Source organism: Enterococcus alcedinis, assembly GCF_014635985.1.
Classification (GTDB): Bacteria; Bacillota; Bacilli; order Lactobacillales; family Enterococcaceae; genus Enterococcus_I; species Enterococcus_I alcedinis.
This window is the reverse complement of the sequence record NZ_BMDT01000002.1, coordinates 330,472-337,078: the sequence shown is the minus strand read 5'-3', so window position 1 is coordinate 337,078 and position 6,607 is coordinate 330,472. Positions and strand designations below refer to the sequence as shown.

Annotated in this window: 3 protein-coding genes, 18 tRNA genes and 1 riboswitch; all 21 genes read left to right on the top strand. The window is 42.4% G+C overall.

Going from position 1 to position 6,607, the window contains the following annotated elements; all coding sequences use genetic code 11:
- Positions 1–59 (top strand) — tRNA-Pro (locus IEV09_RS04650).
- 23 nt (positions 60–82) lie between these two features.
- Positions 83–155: transfer RNA gene (locus tag IEV09_RS04645), tRNA-Ala, on the top strand.
- Positions 156–188: 33 nt separating this feature from the next.
- Positions 189–262 (top strand) — tRNA-Met (locus tag IEV09_RS04640).
- 14 nt (positions 263–276) lie between these two features.
- Positions 277–350, top strand: a tRNA-Ile gene (locus IEV09_RS04635).
- Between the two features lie 38 nt (positions 351–388).
- Positions 389–478 (top strand) — tRNA-Ser (locus IEV09_RS04630).
- 141 nt (positions 479–619) lie between these two features.
- Positions 620–693, top strand: a tRNA-Met gene (locus tag IEV09_RS04625).
- A gap of 45 nt (positions 694–738) precedes the next feature.
- A tRNA-Asp gene (locus IEV09_RS04620) sits at positions 739–815 on the top strand.
- 1 nt (position 816) lies between these two features.
- Positions 817–887, top strand: a tRNA-Gly gene (locus IEV09_RS04615).
- A 15-nt stretch (positions 888–902) separates the two neighbouring features.
- Positions 903–976 (top strand) — tRNA-Ile (locus IEV09_RS04610).
- A 57-nt stretch (positions 977–1,033) separates the two neighbouring features.
- A tRNA-Glu gene (locus IEV09_RS04605) sits at positions 1,034–1,105 on the top strand.
- 17 nt (positions 1,106–1,122) lie between these two features.
- A tRNA-Ser gene (locus IEV09_RS04600) sits at positions 1,123–1,212 on the top strand.
- A 142-nt stretch (positions 1,213–1,354) separates the two neighbouring features.
- Positions 1,355–1,428: transfer RNA gene (locus IEV09_RS04595), tRNA-Met, on the top strand.
- Between the two features lie 32 nt (positions 1,429–1,460).
- Positions 1,461–1,534 (top strand) — tRNA-Asp (locus tag IEV09_RS04590).
- A gap of 30 nt (positions 1,535–1,564) precedes the next feature.
- Positions 1,565–1,637 (top strand) — tRNA-Phe (locus tag IEV09_RS04585).
- Positions 1,638–1,646: 9 nt separating this feature from the next.
- Positions 1,647–1,717 (top strand) — tRNA-Gly (locus IEV09_RS04580).
- Positions 1,718–1,731: 14 nt separating this feature from the next.
- Positions 1,732–1,805 (top strand) — tRNA-Ile (locus IEV09_RS04575).
- A 24-nt stretch (positions 1,806–1,829) separates the two neighbouring features.
- Positions 1,830–1,917 (top strand) — tRNA-Ser (locus IEV09_RS04570).
- A gap of 9 nt (positions 1,918–1,926) precedes the next feature.
- A tRNA-Glu gene (locus tag IEV09_RS04565) sits at positions 1,927–1,998 on the top strand.
- Between the two features lie 103 nt (positions 1,999–2,101).
- Positions 2,102–3,541 (top strand): sulfatase family protein, encoded by a 1,440-nt coding sequence (locus tag IEV09_RS04560; RefSeq protein WP_188367095.1) that lies wholly within the window; start codon positions 2,102–2,104, stop codon positions 3,539–3,541.
- A 123-nt stretch (positions 3,542–3,664) separates the two neighbouring features.
- Positions 3,665–3,747, top strand: a riboswitch (SMK box riboswitch).
- Positions 3,745–4,935, top strand: a complete 1,191-nt coding sequence (metK, locus tag IEV09_RS04555; protein WP_188367094.1) for a methionine adenosyltransferase — start codon at positions 3,745–3,747, stop codon at positions 4,933–4,935. It overlaps the preceding riboswitch by 3 nt.
- 80 nt (positions 4,936–5,015) lie before the next feature.
- Positions 5,016–6,491, top strand: a complete 1,476-nt coding sequence (locus tag IEV09_RS04550; RefSeq protein ID WP_188367093.1) for an MDR family MFS transporter — start codon at positions 5,016–5,018, stop codon at positions 6,489–6,491.
- Positions 6,492–6,607: the final 116 nt, after the last annotated feature.

Sequence of the window (6,607 nt, the reverse complement as noted above, 5' to 3'; positions counted from 1 at the left end):
AGCTCAGCTTGGTAGAGCACTTGGTTTGGGACCAAGGGGTCGCAGGTTCGAATCCTGTCTTCCCGATAGTCAATATTTTTACGGGGCCTTAGCTCAGCTGGGAGAGCGCCTGCTTTGCACGCAGGAGGTCAGCGGTTCGATCCCGCTAGGCTCCATATCATTTGAATAAATGATTCTTGTTTTATTTTCGCGGTGTAGCTCAGCTGGCTAGAGCGTCCGGTTCATACCCGGGAGGTCGGGGGTTCGAACCCCTTCGCCGCGATTTTTTTAGAGCCTGGACCTTTAGCTCAGTTGGTTAGAGCAGACGGCTCATAACCGTCCGGTCGTAGGTTCGAGTCCTACAAGGTCCATCGTGGCATTGTATATTCATCTCTAAATATTTTTTTCCGGAGGATTACCCAAGTCCGGCTGAAGGGAACGGTCTTGAAAACCGTCAGGCGGGTAAAACCGTGCGGGGGTTCGAATCCCTCATCCTCCTTACTGAGAAACACAATACTTTAGTATTGATGTTGAACAGTACTTGGCGAACAAAGTGAGCGAAGTTTCCTAAAAAAAGAAACATTGTCACTCATGTAAACCTAAATTCAACATTATTTTCGAATGTTAATCATTCACTTATCGCGGGATGGAGCAGTTCGGTAGCTCGTCGGGCTCATAACCCGAAGGTCGTAGGTTCAAATCCTGCTCCCGCAATTACTGTTAATTAAACAGTACACTTATAACAAAATCACCATATATGGTTTGGTAGTTCAGTTGGTTAGAATGCCTGCCTGTCACGCAGGAGGTCGCGGGTTCGAGTCCCGTCCAGACCGCCATGCGGGTGTAGTTTAGTGGTAAAACCACAGCCTTCCAAGCTGTCGTCGCGAGTTCGATTCTCGTCACCCGCTTGATTTTGTTATAACGGGCCTATAGCTCAGCTGGTTAGAGCGCACGCCTGATAAGCGTGAGGTCGATGGTTCGAGTCCATTTAGGCCCATTGCTACGTGAACTTCATTTCAGCATGAAGTATTTATTGTAGTAAAACATTCATAATGGTCCGTTGGTCAAGCGGTTAAGACACCGCCCTTTCACGGCGGTAACACGGGTTCGAATCCCGTACGGATCATTTATATTTTTATTTTCGGAGGATTACCCAAGTCCGGCTGAAGGGAACGGTCTTGAAAACCGTCAGGCGGGTAAAACCGTGCGGGGGTTCGAATCCCTCATCCTCCTTTGCTGAGAATCACTACAATTTATTGTAGATGATGAACAGTACTTGGCGAACAAAGTGAGCGAAGTTTCCTAAAAAAAGAAACATTGTCACTCATGTAAACCTAAATCCAATATTATTTTTGAATGTTTATACATTCCTTATCGCGGGATGGAGCAGTTCGGTAGCTCGTCGGGCTCATAACCCGAAGGTCGTAGGTTCAAATCCTGCTCCCGCAATTACTGTTAATTTAGCAGTATACTAGTTCCATGGTTTGGTAGTTCAGTTGGTTAGAATGCCTGCCTGTCACGCAGGAGGTCGCGGGTTCGAGTCCCGTCCAGACCGTTTTACAATTTTCAATTTACACTTGTTTTTGGCTCGGTAGCTCAGTTGGTAGAGCAATGGATTGAAGCTCCATGTGTCGGCGGTTCGATTCCGTCTCGCGCCATTACCCATTGCGGGTGTAGTTTAGTGGTAAAACCACAGCCTTCCAAGCTGTTGTCGCGAGTTCGATTCTCGTCACCCGCTTTTGGTAAAATTTAGGGCCTATAGCTCAGCTGGTTAGAGCGCACGCCTGATAAGCGTGAGGTCGATGGTTCGAGTCCATTTAGGCCCATTTATATCCAATATTTATAATATTGGGGAAGTACTCAAGAGGCTGAAGAGGCGCCCCTGCTAAGGGTGTAGGTCGAGAAATCGGCGCGAGGGTTCAAATCCCTCCTTCTCCGTTTATAATTGGTCCGTTGGTCAAGTGGTTAAGACACCGCCCTTTCACGGCGGTATCACGGGTTCGAATCCCGTACGGATCATATTGAAGCATTCATTTTGAATGCTTTTTTTTTGTGTAAAATTTGACGTAAATGAGAGAGGCTTCCTGTATAATGATGGTAATACAATCAAACGAGGTGTCCTATGGAAAATAAAGAACAAACGATTGAAACATTATTTGGGAGTCAACCAAACATATTATTTATTCTTTCCGATGACCATGGTTATAGTGATTTATCTTTTTATGGCAGGGATGAGGCGGTTCATACACCGAATCTGGATCGGTTAAGAAATTCAGGCATGTTATTTGAGCAAGGTTTTGTAAGCGCTCCAATTTGTTCGCCTTCACGTGCCGGATTAATTACGGGAAGTCATCAACAGCGATGGGGAGCCGAATGGTTTGGTAACTCGAAATTTGCACCAAAAGGCTATGCGATTCTCCCAGAAGTTTTACAACAAGCCGGTTATCAAACCGGTTATTTTGGAAAAGTCCATTATGGACCCGATGTTCCAGGAGGAAGAAGTTGTCCGGATCAACATGGTTTTGATACTTCTTTTTATGGTCTAGCAGCGCAAGGGATGGGGCGTCTCCATTATATGATACATGTTAAAGATGCGGAGGTTGCATATGGTGAGGCGGCGAATCGGCACGGGATGCACGCCATGTATGAAAATGGTCAAGCAGTCGATTGCCATGAACACTTAACAATTGAATTTGGGAAACGGGCAAAAGCTTTTATGGAAACATCAATTGCCAAAGAGGCACCGTATTTTTGTATGGTTGCTTTTAATGCCGTACATAACTTTGCTTGGCAATTACCACAAGAAGAACTCGATAAACGGAACTTACCGGCTTATCCTGATTTTAATCCAGAGATGGATACGTATTTGGATTGGTATGACGGTGCGATTTCGCCAAATCTACCGAATGGGCGCGCTTATTATTTAGCTCAACTAGAATTAATGGATCAAGAAATTGGGCGACTGCTTGATACGTTAGATGAAACAGGGACAAAAGAACAAACAATCGTCGTCTATTTAACGGATAATGGTGGTTCTTCTTGTAATTATGGCGTGAATGCACCATTAACTGGGACAAAATATAGCTTATTTGAAGGTGGAATTCGTGTACCTTATTTGGTTAGTTGGCCGTCAGTTATAACCGCTGGTAAGCAAACGAATGAGTTGGCATCAAGTTTGGATTTAATGCCGACTTTTGCCTACTTAGCAGGAGCGACAATTGCTCCAGAAGTTCCCATCGATGGTTTAAATTTAGTGCCGCACTTCATCGGTGAAGGCAAAGGGCATGAGGCACTCTATTTTGATACGGGATTCCAGTGGAGTGTGCGGACCAAAGATTGGAAACTGCATGAAGTCCATAGTGATGAAGAATCACAAAACGCTCGTCGTGTGATGCAAGAAGTTGAACATTCCGATATTGGGCAAGGGCAAAGCTTATTTCAATTAACGCAACGGGTAACTGAAAATCCGGCTGATAATTTACTGGAAGCTTATCCGGAACGTGCAGTTGAAATGACAAAAATGTATGCGTCTTGGGCCAATAAAATTAAACCCAAGAAATAAAAATGAATCAATGCTATTCCTCGAGAAGTTTGAGTAATCAAGCTTCTTTTTTCATTTATGAAAGCAATCTCTTGAAAATCGGTAAAAAGGCAAGCAAAATAATTGAAAATTTGCTATAATCAAAGGCGTTGCAAGTTCCCGAGAGGATTCGCTTAAAAAAGCGGAGATGCCTTGTAACCGAAAATTAATCAGGGGGAATCACATTGAAAGAAAGACATTTATTTACATCAGAATCTGTTTCAGAAGGCCATCCAGATAAGGTAGCCGATCAAATTAGTGATGCGATTTTAGATGCATTATTAGAGCAAGATCCAATGGCTCGTGTAGCATGTGAAACATCTGTTACAACGGGTTTAGTTTTAGTCTTTGGAGAAATTTCAACAACGGCTTATGTTGATATCCAAAAAGTGGTTCGTGAAACGGTCAAAGACATTGGCTATACACGTGCGAAATTCGGCTTTGATGGCGATACGGTGGCGGTACTCGTCGCGATTGATGAACAATCACCCGATATTGCTCAAGGAGTAGATGAAGCACTCGAGTCACGTCAAGGCGGTTCAGACCTATTAGATGAAATTGGTGCCGGCGACCAAGGTTTAATGTTTGGTTTTGCGGTTGATGAAACGCCAGAACTCATGCCATTACCAATTGCTTTGAGTCATCGTCTCGTTCGTCGTTTGTCAGAATTACGTAAATCAGGCGAGTTAACGTATTTACGTCCGGATTCGAAGTCACAAGTAACGGTTGAATACGACGATCAACAACGACCGGTTCGTGTCGATACAGTAGTCATTAGTACTCAGCATGATGAATCGGTTGATAATGTGACGTTACGTCAAGATATTATGGATCAAGTTATCCGTGCCATTATCCCAGCAGAATTGCTAGACGAACAAACGAAGTATCATATTAATCCGACAGGCCGTTTTGTCATAGGTGGGCCTCAAGGAGATGCGGGGTTAACAGGCCGTAAAATTATTGTTGATACGTATGGCGGTTATTCACGTCATGGTGGAGGCGCGTTTTCTGGTAAAGATGCGACAAAGGTTGACCGTTCAGCAAGTTATGCCGCTCGTTACATTGCCAAAAACATTGTCGCTGCAAAACTCGCTACAAAAGCAGAAGTCCAATTGGCTTATGCGATTGGCGTTGCACAACCAGTATCGATTGCGATTGATACGTTCGGAACGAGTCAAGTTTCAGAAGCAAAATTAATTCAAGCGGTTCGTCAAAACTTTGACTTACGTCCAGCAGGAATCATTGAAATGTTAAATTTACGTCGTCCCATTTACCGCCAAACAGCGGCATATGGACACTTCGGTCGTACAGATATCGACTTGCCATGGGAAAAAACCGATAAAGTGGAAGCTTTGTTAGCAAGTGTGAAGGATTAAAAGAGGCGGCTTCTATCATTGGTTAACCCTTGTGATGGAAGTTGTTTTTTTGTATTGTTTAAAAAGGAAAGAGGGATGAGATGGAGAAAAAAAGAGAAACAAATGTATTAATTGTCACGATTGCCGTTTTTGTAGCGACTTTTATGACTGCGATTGAAGGAACAATCGTCACAACTGCCATGCCGACAATTGTCGGTTCATTACATGGAATTGAAATGATGAACTGGGTCTTTTCAATTTATTTATTAACAAATGCTATGTTTACACCGATTTATGGAAAGTTAGCGGATAAAGTCGGTCGTCGCCCCATTTTTATATTAGGAACAGCTATTTTTATTATCGGTTCAGCAATGTGCGGTATGTCGAATACGATGCTGACATTAATTGTAGCGCGTGCGATTCAAGGTATTGGTGCAGGTGCAATGATGCCTGTTGCCTTGACGATTTTATCGGATATGTATGCAGCTGAAAAAAGAACAAAGATGTTAGGGTTAAATAGTACTGCCTGGGGAATTGCGAGTGTCGTAGGTCCATTAACTGGTGGGGTAATTGTTGATACCGTTGGTTGGCATTGGATTTTCTTTATTAATGTACCGATTGGGATTGTTTTAATCGTTCTTGTTTCGCGTTATTTAGTTGAAGAAAAACGTGAAAAAGATCAAAAGAAAATGGATATTATGGGAAGTTTATCTTTGATGTCGATCTTATTGACACTGTTACTTTCGTTTCAGTTTTTAAGTGAATCCGGTATGGATATTAAATTCTTCGGTATGCTAGTTGCCTTTATTTTATCGATTCTTTTCTTTATTTATGTCGAGAAAAAAGCGGAAGATCCTGTTATTTCACTCGATTTATTCCGCAATCAAATGTTTGTGGTCGTTAACTTAGTGGCTGCACTGATTAGTGGATTCTTAATGGCTGTCGAAGTTTACATTCCAATGTGGATGCAAGGTGTGTTGGGCTATCCGGCAGGTTTGGGTGGCTTAGTCTTAGCGCCGTTATCGATTCTATGGATTGTTGGATCGATTTTTGCAGGTGGTTGGATGGTTCGCCGTTCGGTCAAAGTCGCCCTTTTACGTTCGTTAGGAATTGCCTTGATTAGTAGTACTGCATTGTTATTTGTTCCGATGAATGCACCATTTATTGTCTTTTTGATTATCTCATCGATTACAGGTGTGGGTGTGGGAGCAACCATCGTGGTGACGACTGTTGCTGCTCAAAATAGTGTCGGTGCGGATCAACTTGGTGTTGCAACGTCCTTTAACACACTAAGTAAAACGATTGGTCAAACGGTTATGGTTTCGGTCTTTGGTTTGGTCCTAAATACGGTGACTCGTAGCAAACTAGCAACAGCCAATTTAACGGATGATCCAGATATTATGAATAAATTAGTCAATCCACAAACAGCTAAATTATTACCAGAAAATCTTCTTGGTCCATTAAGAGAGATTTTGCACGATGGCCTATGGGGAATTTATGTCGCAGGTTTTGTTCTAGTTGTAGGATGTATTGGCTTTGTGTTGTTATTGAAAGAACAGAAAAAAACAAATAGTTAAAAATAAAAAAGTTTTCCTTTGAATAAAAAAGGAAAACTTTTTTATTTTGTTGGTTGAAAAAAATATTTTTTCCTGTATAATAAAAAATGTAAACGCATTCACTCGAAACTTGCGCA

What these genes read in the sequence shown, in the direction of transcription:
- IEV09_RS04560 (WP_188367095.1), top strand. Translation starts at nt 2,102, where the DNA reads ATGGAAAATAAAGAACAAACGATTGAAACATTATTTGGGAGTCAACCA.
- IEV09_RS04550 (WP_188367093.1), top strand. Translation starts at nt 5,016, where the DNA reads ATGGAGAAAAAAAGAGAAACAAATGTATTAATTGTCACGATTGCCGTT.